Annotated in this window: 13 protein-coding genes; 4 read left to right on the top strand and 9 right to left on the bottom strand. The window is 72.0% G+C overall.

Annotation, left to right across the window (positions count from 1 at the left end; all coding sequences use genetic code 11):
• Nucleotides 1-265: 265 nt before the first annotated feature.
• Nucleotides 266-1618, top strand: a complete 1353-nt coding sequence (locus Vau01_RS33340) for a TerD family protein (RefSeq protein ID WP_204000970.1) — start codon at nucleotides 266-268, stop codon at nucleotides 1616-1618.
• A gap of 18 nt (nucleotides 1619-1636) precedes the next feature.
• Here the strand turns inward: Vau01_RS33340 and Vau01_RS33335 are convergent, their stop codons facing one another.
• Genes Vau01_RS33335 through Vau01_RS33305 form a run of 7 tightly spaced genes read right to left on the bottom strand, consistent with a single transcriptional unit; the run spans nucleotide 1637 to nucleotide 8642 of the window.
• Nucleotides 1637-3415 carry a carbohydrate-binding domain-containing protein gene (locus Vau01_RS33335; RefSeq protein WP_204000968.1) on the bottom strand — a complete coding sequence of 593 codons (1779 nt, stop codon included), beginning with the start codon at nucleotides 3413-3415 and terminating at the stop codon, nucleotides 1637-1639.
• Nucleotides 3412-4305 (bottom strand): polyphosphate polymerase domain-containing protein, encoded by an 894-nt coding sequence (locus Vau01_RS33330; RefSeq protein ID WP_239152047.1) that lies wholly within the window; start codon nucleotides 4303-4305, stop codon nucleotides 3412-3414. Before Vau01_RS33330 ends, Vau01_RS33335 begins: the two co-directional genes overlap by 4 nt.
• Entirely contained in the window at nucleotides 4302-4886 is a 585-nt protein-coding gene (locus Vau01_RS33325; protein ID WP_204000965.1) for a DUF4956 domain-containing protein, read from the bottom strand. Before Vau01_RS33325 ends, Vau01_RS33330 begins: the two co-directional genes overlap by 4 nt.
• 21 nt (nucleotides 4887-4907) lie before the next feature.
• Complete coding sequence (locus Vau01_RS33320) at nucleotides 4908-5957, bottom strand: bifunctional glycosyltransferase family 2/GtrA family protein (protein ID WP_239152071.1); 1050 nt, start codon at nucleotides 5955-5957, stop codon at nucleotides 4908-4910.
• A complete protein-coding gene (locus tag Vau01_RS33315) occupies nucleotides 5957-6904 on the bottom strand; it encodes a phosphodiester glycosidase family protein (RefSeq protein WP_204000959.1) in 948 nt (315 codons plus the stop codon). The genes Vau01_RS33320 and Vau01_RS33315 overlap by 1 nt, the downstream gene beginning before the upstream one ends.
• A 53-nt stretch (nucleotides 6905-6957) precedes the next feature.
• Nucleotides 6958-7524, bottom strand: a complete 567-nt coding sequence (locus Vau01_RS33310; RefSeq protein WP_204000957.1) for an AAA family ATPase — start codon at nucleotides 7522-7524, stop codon at nucleotides 6958-6960.
• Nucleotides 7521-8642 carry a PucR family transcriptional regulator gene (locus Vau01_RS33305; RefSeq protein ID WP_204000955.1) on the bottom strand — a complete coding sequence of 374 codons (1122 nt, stop codon included), beginning with the start codon at nucleotides 8640-8642 and terminating at the stop codon, nucleotides 7521-7523. The genes Vau01_RS33310 and Vau01_RS33305 overlap by 4 nt, the downstream gene beginning before the upstream one ends.
• Before the next feature lie 122 nt (nucleotides 8643-8764).
• Between Vau01_RS33305 and Vau01_RS33300 the strand changes: the two genes are divergently transcribed.
• Both Vau01_RS33300 and Vau01_RS33295 read left to right on the top strand, forming a co-directional pair.
• Nucleotides 8765-9037 (top strand): hypothetical protein, encoded by a 273-nt coding sequence (locus Vau01_RS33300; protein ID WP_204000953.1) that lies wholly within the window; start codon nucleotides 8765-8767, stop codon nucleotides 9035-9037.
• Between the two features lie 119 nt (nucleotides 9038-9156).
• The gene (locus Vau01_RS33295) at nucleotides 9157-10191 is read left to right on the top strand and encodes a fatty acid desaturase family protein (RefSeq protein WP_204000952.1); all 1035 of its coding nucleotides are present in this window, start codon (nucleotides 9157-9159) and stop codon (nucleotides 10189-10191) included.
• On the opposite strand, the gene Vau01_RS33290 is transcribed toward Vau01_RS33295, so the two are convergent.
• Nucleotides 10188-11564: an alpha,alpha-trehalose-phosphate synthase (UDP-forming) gene (locus Vau01_RS33290; RefSeq protein WP_239152046.1), complete on the bottom strand. Its 1377-nt coding sequence runs from the start codon at nucleotides 11562-11564 to the stop codon at nucleotides 10188-10190. The genes Vau01_RS33295 and Vau01_RS33290 overlap by 4 nt on opposite strands.
• A gap of 131 nt (nucleotides 11565-11695) precedes the next feature.
• Here Vau01_RS33290 and Vau01_RS33285 point away from each other — a divergent pair, with 131 nt between their 5' ends.
• Complete coding sequence (locus tag Vau01_RS33285; RefSeq protein ID WP_204000946.1) at nucleotides 11696-12019, top strand: STAS domain-containing protein; 324 nt, start codon at nucleotides 11696-11698, stop codon at nucleotides 12017-12019.
• A 12-nt stretch (nucleotides 12020-12031) separates the two neighbouring features.
• Here the strand turns inward: Vau01_RS33285 and Vau01_RS33280 are convergent, their stop codons facing one another.
• Complete coding sequence (locus Vau01_RS33280) at nucleotides 12032-14242, bottom strand: putative bifunctional diguanylate cyclase/phosphodiesterase (protein ID WP_239152045.1); 2211 nt, start codon at nucleotides 14240-14242, stop codon at nucleotides 12032-12034.
• Nucleotides 14243-14309 lie beyond the last annotated feature (67 nt).

The following is a 14309-nucleotide window of genomic DNA, read 5'->3' as shown; positions in this document are numbered from 1 at the left end:
ACGGGTGCCGACCCGAAAACGTGGTAGCCCTTCGCACGGGCGGGATGTCATCGCTTGGACGGCGACTGCGGCTCAGTTGCCCGGACAAGCGGGATGAGGGGTTCCGCCATCGCACCTCAGACTACCGGACCGGGACGACAGTCTTCGGTAACCGGGCGGACCGGGCGACCTTTGGTGCCTGGTTACATTGATTTGTCCTGTACCGGCCGTACGGATTTGCACCCCGGGACAGCGGCGGCCGACGGCGTCAGGTAAGGCTATGCACATGACGGTACTGAGCAAGGGCGCGAACACGCCCGTCCGGACCGCGGCCGTGCGGGCGGTTCTGAGCTGGAGCCCCGGGCCGAGCGTGCCCGACGTCGACGCGTCCGCGCTGCTGCTCGCCGCCGGCGGCAAGGTCCGCAACGACGCCGACTTCGTGTTCTACAACCAGGCCCGGCACGCCTCCGGCGCGGTCACGCACCTCGGCAAGGAGTCCAACGGCGGCCGGCAGGTCGACGCCGTGCGGATCGACCTCGACCGGGTCGAGCCGCAGATCGAGAAGGTGATCATCGCCGCGTCCTCCGACGGCGGGACGTTCGGGCAGATCACCGACCTGAGCCTGGCGATCGTCGACGCCGCGTCCGGTGCGGAGCTGGCCCGGTTCGCCGACATGAAGGCGTCGACCGAGACCGCGTTCGTCGCCGGCGAGCTGTACCGCCGGGGCGGCGAATGGAAGTTCCGGGCCGTCGGGCAGGGTTGGGACTCCGGCCTGTCCGGTCTGGCCACCGCCTACGGCATCAGCGTCGACGACGACCCGGCGCCGGCCGCCGCCACGCCGCCGGCCCCGCCCGTTGCGCCGGTCGCACCGGTCGCGCCGCCGGCCCCGCCCGCACCGCCGGTCGCACCGCCAGCGCCGCCAGCCCCGCCGGTCGCACCACCAGCTCCACCGGCCCCGCCCGTGGCACCGCCCGCACCGCCGGTCGCGCCCGTGGCACCCCCACAGCCGGCCCCGCAGCCGGCGGCGCCCCAGCCCGCGGCCAAGGTGACCCTGACCAAGTCGGCGTCCACCGTCTCGCTGACCAAGGGCGGCGCCACCTCCGGCCTGTTGCGGGTCAACCTGAACTGGAACGCCCGGCCCAAGCGGGGCCTCTTCGGCCGCGGCGGCGCGATCGACCTCGACCTGGCCTGCCTCTACGAGCTCATCAACGGGGCCAAGGGCATCGTCCAGGCGATGGGCAACGCGTTCAAGGGCCAGCATCTGGTCGGCGACGATCCGATCTGCTGGCTCGACGGCGACGACCGGTCCGGTACCAACACCGCCGGCGAGAACCTGTTCATCAACCTGAAGTACGCGCCGCTGATCAAGCGGATCCTGGTCTTCACGTTCATCTACGAGGGTGCGCCGAACTGGAGCGCCGCCGACGGTGTGGTCACCCTGTTCCCGGTCGCCGGGCCGCAGGTGGAGGTGCGCCTCGACGAGGCCGACAACACGGCGCCCACGTGCGCCATCGCCCTGATCACGTCGAACAACGGCGAGGTGACGGTGCAGCGCGAGGTGCGCTACCTCCGCGGCTACCAGGACGTGGTGGCCCAGGCGTACGGCTGGGACCTCGACTTCAAGGCGGGGCGCAAGTAACGACTGCGGCTTGACGCGTCACCGGCGGCCGCCGCCCATGCGGTTGCCGCCGGCCGCGGCCTGGCCGGCCGTCACGGTGGCGGCCACGGTGGCCGAACCGAGGGTGCCGCCCTCGGCGAGGCCGCCCACGCTGGCACCGGTCGCGGTTCCCCCGGTGCAGACGGTGTACTGGGTGCCCGTGGTGATGCCCGGGCCCGAGTAGACGATGTTCTGGATCGTCTTCGCGGTGACGAACGTGGCCAGCACGGTGCCGTCGGCGGTGGTGACCTGCACGGTGGTGCCGGCGGGCACGGCGCTGGTGAGCGTCGCCGAGATCCAGCCCTGCGCGGAGTCGGCGGCGGGGCTCACGACCATGCCGGCGCTGCCGGCCGCGACCAGGACGCCGCCGCTGATCGTGAAGCTGCCGTTGACGTCCAGCGCGCCGTTGCCGCTGCGGGTGGGGCCGTTGACCACGACGGTGCCGCCGGTGATCTCGGCGGTGCCGTTGGAGTCGAAGCCGTCGCCCTCGGCGTTGATGACGAGGGTGCCGCCGGTGATGCTCGCCTTGTACGGGCCGACCTGCTCACCGCCGCCACCGCCCCCACCGGTGGTGCTCTCACCGGACGCGTTGAGCCCGTCGTCGCTGGACACGATGCCGACCCGTCCGCCGTTCACGACGATCGCCGCCGACTCGATGCCCTCCACCGACCTCGTGATGTCGACGGTGCCGGCGTCGACGACGAGCGCGGTCTCGGCGTGCACGCCGTCGTCGCCGGCCGCCAGGGTGAGCGCCGCGCCGTTGAGGTGGACGGCGCCGTCGCCGTGCACCGCGTCGTCGGTCGACTCGACGGTGATCGTGCCGCCCTCGAGGACGGTGATCACCCCCGATTTCACACCCTTCGTGGACGCGTCTGAGCCCGCCGCCGTACCGCTGCCCGCGTCGACGTGGATCGTGCCGCCGGTGGTCACCAGGTCGGTCGCGGCGGCGATGCCGTCGCCGCCCGCGGTGATGTCGAGGGTGCCGCCGCTCACCGCGACGTACCCGGCGCCGGCGTCGTCGGCGTTGTCGGCCGTGAGCCCGTCGCCGCCGGCGGTCACCGTGATCGTCCCGCCGGTGACGACGAGCGAGTCCTTGCCCCGGATGCCGTCGTCGGCGGCGGTGACGGTGATCGTGCCGGCGGTGATCGTCAGGTCGTCCTTGCCGGTGATGCCGTCGTTGCCGTTGCCGTGCACGGTGAGCGCGCCATTGCCCCCGATCGTCAGGTCGGCGGCGCTGTAGAGGGCGGCGTTGATGTCGGCGTCCGCGGCGTAGGAGGTCGTATCCGAAAGAGTGTTGGTGCTGCCGTCGGCGAGGATGACGGACACGTTGCCGGCCGCGGTGACGGCGATCGCGGCGCTCGTCGAACTGGTGACGGAGGCGTTGTCGAGGACGAGCTTCACGTCCGCGTCGCCGGCGTCGACGACGATCTGGCCGTCGGTGAGCGTGCCGGTGACGCGGTAGGTGCCGGCGGCGGTGACGGTGACCGTGCCGCCCTTCACCGTGGCGCCGGTGCCGCTGACGGTCGCCGAGGTGCCGGACAGGGTCACCGTGGTGGCGCCGTCGGCGGTCCACGTGGTGTCCGCGGCGTCGGCGCCCTCGTTCGCGGCGAGGACCGCGGCGGCGTTCTGCGTGGCGTCGGCGGCGGCCGCCACCGCGGCGGCGGTCGTGCCGGTGGGGGCACCGGCGTCGGTGGTCGTGGAGCCGCAGCCGGCGAGGGCCGCGGTGGCGAGCACCACCGAGGTGACGGCGGCGAGGACGCGGGTACGGATGCTCTTCATCGATGCTCCTGATCGGTGACGCGGGCAGAGGCGCGGGCAGGGGTGCCGGCGGGGTGCGGGAAGTGGCGGCGCAGGACGGGCAGCCAGCGGTTGGCCGGCAGATCGCCGCGCAGGGCGGCCATGCCGGTGCCGTACTTCGACATGGGGCACGGCCGGTGGCCCAGCCGCCAAAGGATCCGGTCGACCTCGCCGGCCGCTGAGCCGGCCGCTGAGCCGGCCGCTGAGCCGGCCGCTGAGCCGGCCGCTGAGCCGGCCGCTGAGCCGGCCCCGAGCGCGGTCTTGGTCTCCATCACGACCCGACCCGGCAGCTCGATCCCGGGACCGTCCGGCAGCGACCAGGACAGCTCGGTGTCGATCGTCACGCGGGTGCCCGAGTCGGGCAGGAAGAGGGTCGAGCGGTCGTACCGGGTCGACAGGGCTGGGCCGAGCAGCGCGCCGCACGTGGCCACGCCCGCCGCGGTGAGGGCCAGGTCGACGTAGCGACGGGCGCCGGCGTCGAAAGACCGGACGGGCGTGCGGTCCTTGACCGTGACGCCGCGCGGCCCGCGCGTCTTGACCTCGGCGAAGCGGTCGCCGTTGTCGAGGTAGGTGCGCACGCGGACCTTGAAGCGGCGGCGCCGGCGGCGGGTGGCGCCCAGGTAGGCGTCCAGGCCCGGGGTGTCGAGGTAATCGGACCGGTAGCCGAACCGGCGGCGGCCGGCGATCTCCAGCACGCGGGTGCCGGTCGGCAGCTGCCGCAGCACGTGCGGCAGGACGTCGGCGGGCAGCACGTACTTGCGGTCGACGCGCGTCATCAGCGCGCCGCCTGACTGCAGTTCCGCCAGGCCGATGGGGCGGAAGTCGTCGAAAACCGGGGACGCTGCGGGCGTCACATACATCGGCGCGATCACGCCGCACCGACGGTTTCACGCCGGGCCGACGAAGCCGCCGTCGGCAGCACGAAGCGGACCTCGACCAGCGTGGTGTCGTTGACGCCGTCGACGTGCCGGACGATCAGGTTGACCACGCGGGCGCCCAGGGTGCCCTCCAGGTGGGCGCGCAACGCGGTCTCGTCGGTGAACGCGCGGTCGAGCAGCATCGTCTGGTTGCGGTGCCGGCCGAAGAGCCACGGGTGGTCGCCGACGAACAGCGCCGCGACGATCAGGACCATCAGGCCGGCGGTGAGCCCGCCGAGGGTGTCGCTCAGCCCGGCGAGCAGGCCGAGGGCGAGGGCGGCGAAGTAGTAGGCGATCTCGTGCTGGGCGATCTCGCTCGACCGTAGCCGGATGATCGACAGCACGCCGAACAGGCCCAGGCCCAGCCCGGCGCCGACCGACGACGAGCCGAGCACCATCGCGGTGGCCAGCACGCCGACGTTGATGCCCAGGAACGCGGCCACGAGGTCGCGCCGGTGGTGCCGGGGGAAGTACACCCCGAACGTCAGGACGGCGATGGCGACCAGGTCGACACCGATGATTTCCAGCTTGCCCACGGCACATCCTTCAGTCGCTGTTCAGGTCGTGTTCATCTGACCGGCCGTGGCTGTGCGCCGGCTGTCAACGGGCTGTCCGCTCGTGAAGACAAAGAGCCGTTGAATGCGGAAACTGACCACGAAAAGCACGACGTCGGTGACGAGCTTCGCCGCGGGTAGCGGGAGGCTCACGGCGGTGAGGGCGGCGAGCAGTCCGTAGTTGGCGAGGGCCAGGATCGCGACGAGCGCCCAGTAGCGCATCACATGGCCACGATGTGTCGTGAACACCAGGCGGCGGTTGACGGTGAAGTTCACCGTCGAGCTCACCGCGCGGGCGGCCAGCACCGACGGCAGCAGCGCGCCGGTCAGCGCGTGCAGCATGAACAGCAGCGTCGCGTCGAGGGCGGCGGCCAGCAGCGACGAGGCGGCGAAGCGCACCAGCGGCGCGTACACCCGCGCCGAGTCGACCAGCGGCCGGAAATGCGACGACGCGTTGCCGTGCAGGTAGACGGTGGCGATCGGCACCTGCTCGACCGGATGGCCCGCGCGGGCGGCCAGCAGCAGGGCGCGCATCTCGTACTCGAACCGCTCCCCCGGCACGTTCTGCAGCCACCCGAGCAGGTCGGGCGGATAGCCGCGGAGGCCGGTCTGGGTGTCGGGGACGCTCTCGCCGGTCACGGCCGTATAGAGGACGCGGGTGAGCGCGTTGCCCAGCCGGCTGCGCACCGGCACCGGGCCGGTGAATCGGCGCACGCCGAGCACGGTGTGCCCGGTGTGCGCGACGCGGTCGGCGACGGCGAGGATGTCGGCCGGCCGGTGCTGGCCGTCGGCGTCGGCGCACACCACCGCCTGCCCGGGGTATGCCTGTGACGCATGACGGAAGCCGGTCTTCAGCGCCGCGCCCTTGCCCCGGTTCACCGGGTGGGTGAGCACGGTGCAGCCCAGCATCCGCGCGGCGGCGAAGACCTTTTCGTACGCGGGTCCGCTGCCGTCGTCGACGACGACGACCGCGGTGCCCGGGGCGGCCCGGCTCAGGTCGACCACCAGGCGGAGGAGGCGCGCGTCCGGCTCGTAGGCCGGGATCAGGACCATCACCTGGCGATGTAGAGGATGTCGGAGGTGCCGCGCTCGTCGCCCTTGCCCAGCGGGTTGTTGACGAGGTCGCCGTCGAACACCATCGTCGAGGAGCCGCCGCCGTCGAGGTTGTAGGCGGTCGTCGCTCCCAGGCTCCGCATCAGTTCGGCGAGGCCGGTCATGGTCAGGCCGGCGCTGTAGCCGGGGCTGCGCCCGTCGACGACCACGAACACGAGATGGTTGGTGTCGACGACGCCGATCGCGGTGCGCGGCTGGGCGCCCTGGATGGAGTGGTTGCCGACGTTGGTGTCGACCTCGACGTCGTCGATGCCGTCGACGATCTCGCCGTTCTCCAGCAGGGCCGGCCCGAACGAGAGCGTGTTCCAGACGCCGTCGGCGACCAGTTGCTCGGCGGTGGTGGCCGTCTCGTCGTAGACCTGCACGGTGCCGTCGCGGTAGAACGCCAGTCCCTGCCGGGCGCCCTCGTCGCGGTACACCACGCCGTTGCGGATGACGATGCCGGTGTCGCGGAAGCCGTAGTAGTCGCCGTTGATCGCGAACACGGCGTCGTTGTCGGCCGCGATGGCGGAGGTGTTCGCGACGATGTTCGTGCCGAACTCGTTGTCGGCGAACGCCGATCGCAGCCGGGTGGCGTCGGTGAGCACGACGTCGGCGACGTAGTAGGTGACCGTCGACGAGCCGCTGCCGGTCGTGTGCGTCGACACGGTGACGGTGGCGTCTTTCGACGTATAGGTCGCACCGGTGACGGTGCCGTCGCCGGGGCTGGCGGCACCGCCGGCCGATTGGGCCGCCTCGTACGCGGCGACGTCGGCGATCTGCACGTGGTCGACGACGTAGCGGTTGACCGCCCACGCCGTGCCGCCGCCGGCGGTGAGGACGAGCGCCGTGACACCGGCGACGACAGACCGGCCGATGCGGCCCTTCGGGAACCAGGAACGGGTCATCCATCGTGGATACGGGCCGGACTTGTGCGCCGGGTGTGCGAATGCTGTGCTTTTCAGCTGCGCAGCGCGCGGTCCACCCGGTCGACGGCGTCGCCGAACGGCCGCGACGCGACCACCGGGACGCCGGCGTGCGCGGCCAGTGCCACCAGCCGGGCGTTGAAGAGCGCGCTGACCCGGGCCCGGATCCGCTGTTCGCCGGCGGCGGGCTCGCGCCGGCGGAAGTTGTCGACGATGCGGTCCTCGTCGGATTCGTCCATGACGACGGCCCGCGCGCCGTCGAGCCCGGTGACGAGGTCGGGCGTGAGGTAGTCGCCCTCGATGACCGCCGGTGCCCGGAACTCGAGGTGATCGGCGACGACCGCCCGGAACCCGGGCGCGAGCTCCGCGGCCACGGCGAGGGTGTGCTCGACGATCCGCTCCGGTTCCCAGGTGCGCGCGGTGGGGTCGGTGTGCCAGCGGTGCAGCACGGGGTGCGTGGCGGGGGTGGTGAGCGCGGTCAACGCGGTCACGATGTCGTCGGCCTCGATCAGTGGCACTCCGAACCGGGCCGCCAGCGGACGGGCGACGCTGGACTTGCCGACCCCCGACGCGCCGCAGACCACCGTGATCGTCCACATCATGCGGCGACCCGTGACCAGTCGAGCATGCGGGCGCCGAGCACCGCCGTCTCCAGGGTGTAGCGGTGGTCGGGGTCGGTCGGGTCGTGACCGGTGAGCCGGTGGATGCGCGCCAGCCGGTAGGTGAGCGCGCGCACGCTCAGGTGCAGGTCGCGGGCCGCCGCCGTGGCGTTGCCGGCCCGGAAGTAGGCGGTGAGCGTGTCGAGCAGCGGCTGGGGGCCGCCGCGCGCGTCGCGCAACGGCGACAGCACCGTGTCGACGAGGTCGACCATCGCCGCGCGGTCGCGGCCCAGCACCTGGTACACGAGCAGGTCGGCGCCGAGCAGGTGCCGCGCGGACACCCCGAGGCGGCCGGCGAGTTCCAGTGCCGTGCGCGCCTCGTCGTACGACCGCGCGACCCCGCCGGGCCCCGGTTGCGGCCGGCCGATCCCGATCGTTCCCGGCCGTTCCCGGCCAACGGCGGCGAGGATGTGCCCGTACAACCCGGTGCCGTCGGTGCTCTGCACGACGCACACCAGCAGCCCCTCCTTGGTGGCCACCAGGACACCGGTTCCGCCCAGCCGGGCGCGCACCGCCTCGGCCAGGCCGTGCGTGTGCTCGGCGGCGTCGGTGAACGGCGGATCGCCCCGCACCACGGCGACGACGTGATGGGCGACCAGGTGCAGCCCGAACCGCCCGGCCCGTTCGGCCAGCCGGCCGGGGTCGGCGCCGTGCAGCAGGTCGTCGACGAACTCCCGGCGCTGCGCCTCCTCCGCCCGGATGGCCGACCGCTGCGCGTCTTCGTAGCCGTCGGCGAGCGCGACGACCGCCTCGTTCGCCGCCCGCAGGACGGCCGCGGTGACGTCGTGCCGGCGCGGCGTGTCGCCGCCCGGAAGGTCGGTCCACGCCAACCGGGTGGCGCCGAGGTAGACGTCGACGAGCGTGCGGAGCGGAACGTCGTTCTCCGCCGCGCGACGCCCGAGGAGCCGCCGGTCGTCGTGTTCCTTGCGGGTGAGGCCGCGCCCGGTGCGCCGGACCTCGCGCAGGATCTCCAGATAGCCGTCGAGGAGACCGGGATCGGTGCCGCTCGCCGCGGCCGCCCGCCGGACGATCGACGCGATGGTCTCTCGGCGACTCGGCATCCTCGCCCCCTTCGTTGCCGGAACTCGGCAATGAATCGACCCCAACCGTAGCCGACCCGGAGCCTACCGACCGCATCCACCGTCGGCGATTCTGAACGCGACAGAGACGGGAGGTGAGAAACGTGACCAGTCTTCTGAACGTGATGCGGCGCCTGCGGCCGCAGCACCCGCCACCGTCCAGAGTGGACTTCGTCGGCCGGTCCTGCGTGGTGTGCACCGGCGAGGTGAGTCCCGAATTCGGCCAGGCCGAGGTGACCGACGACGACGGCTCCGTCACGACCATCCAGGTGCGGCTCACCGGGTACGCGGTCGGCACCGGTTGGGTCGGCCTCATCTACGACTACGACACCGAACGCGGGGCGTTCTGGATCACGCCGGCCCAACCGGCGTTCTGATCACTCTGTCCACATTGGACCCACCGACGGGCTCGGCCGGTCGATGGTACGGGCAGTCTTTTCGGCCGGGGTAGGCACCGTTGCCGGCGACGCCGTCGCCGGTGCGGTTTGATGAGATCATGACGACTTCGATGGCGCCCTCGCGCGCGACGGTCGGCAGCGACTTCGCCGTTCTGTCGCGCCGGATCACCAGCGCCGGGCTGATGCGGCGCCGGCCCATCTACTACGCCGCACGGCTGTGCGTCGTCGCTTTCATGTTCTTCGGCGGGTGGGCGGCGTTCTTCCTGATCGGCCCGTCCTGGTGGCAACTGGCCACGGCGGCGTTCCTGGCCGTCACGTTCACACAGGCGGGGCTGGTGGGGCACGATCTGGCCCACCGTCAGGTGTTCCGCACCAGGAAGCCCGGCGAGTTCGCCGGTCGACTGATCGGCAACCTCGGCATCGGGATGAGCTTCGGCTGGTGGACCGACAAGCACACGCGTCACCACAACAATCCCAACCACGACGACCTCGACCCCGACGTGGCGCCCGCGGTGCTCATCTGGGCCACCGAGTCCGCTGTCGGCCGCCGTGGCCTGAAAGGGTTCATCACCCGGCACCAGGCCGGGCTGTTCTTTCCGCTCCTCACGCTGCTCGCCCTCGACCTGAAGGTGGAGAGCATCAAGGCGGTGCGCAACGGCACGGTGAAGCGTCGGCAGTTGGAGGGCATTCTCCTGCTCCTGCACGCCCTCTTCTACCTGTCGGCGGTGCTGCTGGTCCTCTCGCCGTTGCAGGGGGTCGCGTTCGTCGTCGTGCACCAGGCGCTGTTCGGCGTCTACCTCGGCATGACGTTCGCGCCCAACCACAAGGGGATGCCGCACCCGACCGGCGACGAGGATTTCCTGCGCAAGCAGGTGCTGACATCGCGCAACGTCGACGGCAACTGGCTCACCGACGCGGCGCTCGGCGGCCTGAACTACCAGATCGAGCACCACCTGTTCCCCGGCATGCCGACGCCCAACCTGCGCAAGGCCCAGCCGATCGTGCGCGCCTTCTGCGACGAGGTCGGTGTCTCCTACGAGCAGACCGGTCTCATCAGGTCCTACCGGCAGGCGCTGCGGTACCTGCACCACGTCGGCGCGCCGGCCCGCGCCGAGCACGAAGCGAGGCGCTAACCGGTCGCGCTCAGGGCGTCGAGGAACTCCCGTGCCCACCGGTCGACCGTGTGCGCGCGGACGGTGGCTCGCATCGCGCGCATGCGCGTCGCCTGCTGGTCCGGTGAGGCGTCCAGCGCGGCGCAGATCCCCCGCTTGGCGTCCTCGACGTCGTGCGGGTTGACCAGGAACGCCTCGCCCAGTTCGGCGGCGGCGCCGGTGAACTCGCTGAGCACCAGCGTGCCCCGCTCGTCGATGCGGGCGGCGACGTACTCCTTGGCCACCAGGTTCATGCCGTCGCGCAACGGCGAGACCACCATGACGTCGGCGGCCAGGTACATCGCGACCAGTTCGGCCCGGCTGCGGGACTGGAACAGGTAGTGCACCGGCGCCTTGCCGACCTCGCCGAACTCGCCGTTGATGCGACCGACCTCGCGCTCGACCCGCTCGCGCAGCTGCTGGTACTGCGTCACCCGCAGCCGGCTCGGCGTGGCGACCTGCACCAGCACCACGTCGTCGTTCGACAGGCTGCCCTCGGCCAGCAGTTCGCCGTACGCCGCGAGCCGCTGCTCGATGCCCTTGGTGTAGTCGAGGCGGTCGACGCCGAGCAGCACCCGCCGGTCACCCAGTTCCTGCCGCAGCCGCCGGGCCTGCGCCTGCACCTCGGTGTCGGCGGCCTCCGCCTCGATCTCCGCGACGTCGATCGAGATCGGGAACGCCCCCGCGGTGACGGTGCGGCCGTCGACCTCGACGCGGTCCTCCTTCGGGTCCAGGCCCAGCAGCAGGCGGGTCAGCTGCAGGAAGTTCTGCGCGGCCAGGGGACGCTGGAAGCCGACCAGGTCGGCGCCGAGCAGCCCGCGCAGCAGGTCGGCGCGGCCGGGCAGCTGCATGAACAGCTCGACGGGCGGGAACGGGATGTGCAGGAAGTACCCGATCCGCAGGTCCGGACGCCGCTCCCGCAACATGGCCGGAACCAGCATCAACTGGTAGTCGTGCACCCATACCGTCGCGTCCGGCGCCGCGAATTCGGCCGTCGCGTCGGCGAACCGGCGGTTGACCGTGTGGTACGCCTCCCGCCACTCGCGCTGGTGCACCGGTTGCTCCACGGCGTCGTGGAACAGCGGCCAGATCGTCGCGTTCGACTGGCCCTCGTAGTAGCGATCGACCTCGTCGTCGCTCAGCCCCACCGGGCGCAGGAACATGCCGTCGAACCCGAACGGCTCGGGCACCTCACCGGGCGCACCGGTCCAGCCCACCCAGGCGCCCTTGTGCTGCCGCACGATCGGATGAACGGCGGTGACGAGCCCACCCGGGCTGCGCCGCCACTCGCCGTCCTCGGCCGCGTCGACCGGCAGCCGGTTGGCCACGACAATGAACTCGTACTCACCACTCACGCACGGGCTACTACCCAGAACGGCGGTCCGCAACGCCGGTGGGCTGACGCGGTCTCCTCGAGTCGCCGCCCCCGGCCACCGCCGGTACGGTGAGGTCTCAAGCCTTCGGGTCCCCGGCTCAAGAAGGCAGAATGATGGCTCCGAACCGCGATCTGAAGGTCACGATCTCCGCCGACGGCACCGAGGTGCGCGTGGCGCTCGACGGAGATCTCGACTTCCAGACGCACGGCCAGTTGACCGAGGCCCTCGAGCCGCACACGGGCCGGGCGAAGACGGTCGTGCTCGACCTGTCCCGGCTCATCTTCTGCGACTCCGCCGGCCTCGCCGCGATCATCAAGATCTTCAAGGCCACCGGGTCGAACGGCGGCCTCGTGCTGCGCGACCCGACCCTGCGGGTCATGCGCCTGTTCGAGGTGACCGGCCTGGACCGGGTGTTCACCATCGCCTGGTCGTGATCCCCCGCCCGGTCACGCCGCGGCGTGGACCGGCACCTGGAACACCGGCTCGGCGGTCGGCCGGCCGAAGTAGTAGCCCTGCGCGTACCGGTACCCCATGCGGTACAGCTCGTTCGCCTGTTCGGCGGTCTCGACGCCCTCCGCGACGGCGGTCAGCCCGAGCCCGGTACTGACGCCGATCAGCGCCCGGGCGATGACCGACTCGCGGCCGGCCACGGCGATGCCGTCGACGAACGACTTGTCGACCTTGAGGATGTCGACCGGCACGGTCTGCAGCAGGCCCAGCGACGAGTAGCCGGTCCCGAAGTCGTCCAGCGCGATCCGCACGCCGTGCCGGTGCAGGTCGTGCAGCGCGTCGATGGCCTTCCCGCCGGTGAACACGGCGGTCTCGGTCACCTCGACGGCCAGGCACCCCGCGGGCAGTCCGGTCTCGGCCAGCGTCGCGATCACCATGTCGGCGAAGCCGGGCTCGGTGAGCTGCCGCGGCGACACGTTCACGCTGATCCGCTGCGGCGCGTGCCCGCCCAGCGTCGTCCGCCAGAGCTGTGCCTGTGCGCACGCCGTACGCAGCACCCAGGCGCCGAGCTCGACGATCAGCCCGCTGCGCTCGGTGAACGGGATGAACGTCGCCGGACCCACCTCGCCCAGCTCGGGATGGTCCCACCGCACCAGCGTCTCGACGGCGACGGTCCGGCCCTCCGGAAGCTCCACGATGGGCTGGTACACCAGCCGCAGCTGACCGGTGTCCAGCGCGATCCGCAGCTGCGCGCCCAGCCGGGCGTCCTCGGCGGCGCGCTCGTCGAGGTCCGGCCGGTACCGCAGCGCCCGGCCCCGGCGCTCCTTCGCCGCGTACATCGCCACGTCGGCCCGGCGCATGATCTCCGCCGGGTCGGTGCCGCCGGTGCTGTCGGCGACGCCGATGCTGGCGCCGACGAGCAGGTCGTTGCCGGCCACCGACACGGGCTCCTGGAGCGCCTCGGCGACGCGGTCGACGACCCGGTCGGCGGTCGCCGCGTCGGCACCGGGCATCAGGACGGCGAACTCGTCCCCGCCCATCCGGGCGACGGTGTCGGTGGGCCGCACCAGCGCGTTCAGCCGCTGCCCCACGACGGCGAGGAGCTGGTCGCCGACCGGATGCCCGAGCCGGTCGTTGACGGTCTTGAACCCGTCCAGGTCGATCAACGCCAGCTGGACACCCTGATGCGCGGCGATGCCCAGCCGCTTCTCCAGCAGCCGCCGGTTCGCCAGGCCGGTCAGGTCGTCGTGCATCGCGAGGCGGCTCAGCTCGTCGGACTGACACCGGACCTGCCTGACGAAGCCGCCCAGCCGCACCAGCAACAGGCCGAACAGCACCACCGCGGCGGTGCCGATCGCCAGCCAGTCCACCTTCGTCCCCAGCGCGCCCTGGATGAACAGCAGCCCGGGGGTGAGCAGGAGGCTCGCGGCGAGGAGCACCAGCCGGCCGGGGCCGACCGCGGTCGCGTCGGCGGGTCCGCCCCCGGCGATCCGGGACATGGACGGGTGCAGGGCGGCGGTCGTCCACAGCACGTAGGAGAGCAGCCAGCCGGCGTCCAGGAGGCCACCCTCGTAGGACGAGTGCAGCGACATTACGGAGTAACCGACGTCGGAGCCGAGCAGCAGCGTCCCCGCCCAGCCGAGGAGCCGGAAGGCCGCGGTGCGGATCCCGCTACCGGCGAAGGCGCGCAGCAGCATGACCAGGATGACCACGTCGGCGGCCGGGTACGACCAGCCGATGAGCCGCTCGGCCATCGACGTCGACGTGTCCTCGGCGATCGGCCGGATCACGAGCACCCAGAACACCAGGCCCAGCCCGGTCGCCACGATCGCGGCGTCGACCAGCGAGGCGACGTCGCGGCCGGTGCCTCTCCCGGACCGGTGCCGCACGAGCAGGACGAGCCCGGCGAGCAGCATCGGGTACGCGCTCAGGTAGAAGGCGTCGGCCACCGAGGGGTACGGCTCCTCGTGCAGCCCGTAGACGTAGTAGGTCCAGATGATGTCGCCGACGACCCAGGTGCCCTGCCCGGCCGCGAACCAGTACCAGATCCACGGGCGGGCGGGCCGGTTCAGCCGCACCCCGACGAGGATCCCGACCGCCGAGGCGGCACCGATGACCTCGTACAGGACGCTGGCCGTGAGCCCGTCCGGCAGCTGCAGGTAGACCGCGACCGAGGTGATCCCGCACAGGAGCCACCCCAGCCACACCCGTTCACCTGTCCAGCTCCGCACGCCGGACCGATCGGCGGCGACCGCTCGACGTTGAGGAGTTTCA

The organism is Virgisporangium aurantiacum (genome assembly GCF_016863635.1).
Lineage (GTDB): Bacteria > Actinomycetota > Actinomycetes > Mycobacteriales > Micromonosporaceae > Virgisporangium > Virgisporangium aurantiacum.
Note: the sequence above shows the minus strand (reverse complement) of the source record. Positions and strands in the feature narration are given on the sequence as shown.

What these genes read in the sequence shown, in the direction of transcription:
- Vau01_RS33335 (WP_204000968.1), bottom strand. Translation starts at nt 3,415, where the DNA reads ATGAAGAGCATCCGTACCCGCGTCCTCGCCGCCGTCACCTCGGTGGTG.
- Vau01_RS33320 (WP_239152071.1), bottom strand. Translation starts at nt 5,957, where the DNA reads ATGGTCCTGATCCCGGCCTACGAGCCGGACGCGCGCCTCCTCCGCCTG.
- Vau01_RS33310 (WP_204000957.1), bottom strand. Translation starts at nt 7,524, where the DNA reads ATGATGTGGACGATCACGGTGGTCTGCGGCGCGTCGGGGGTCGGCAAG.
- Vau01_RS33295 (WP_204000952.1), top strand. Translation starts at nt 9,157, where the DNA reads ATGACGACTTCGATGGCGCCCTCGCGCGCGACGGTCGGCAGCGACTTC.
- Vau01_RS33340 (WP_204000970.1), top strand. Translation starts at nt 266, where the DNA reads ATGACGGTACTGAGCAAGGGCGCGAACACGCCCGTCCGGACCGCGGCC.
- Vau01_RS33285 (WP_204000946.1), top strand. Translation starts at nt 11,696, where the DNA reads ATGATGGCTCCGAACCGCGATCTGAAGGTCACGATCTCCGCCGACGGC.
- Vau01_RS33315 (WP_204000959.1), bottom strand. Translation starts at nt 6,904, where the DNA reads ATGACCCGTTCCTGGTTCCCGAAGGGCCGCATCGGCCGGTCTGTCGTC.
- Vau01_RS33305 (WP_204000955.1), bottom strand. Translation starts at nt 8,642, where the DNA reads ATGCCGAGTCGCCGAGAGACCATCGCGTCGATCGTCCGGCGGGCGGCC.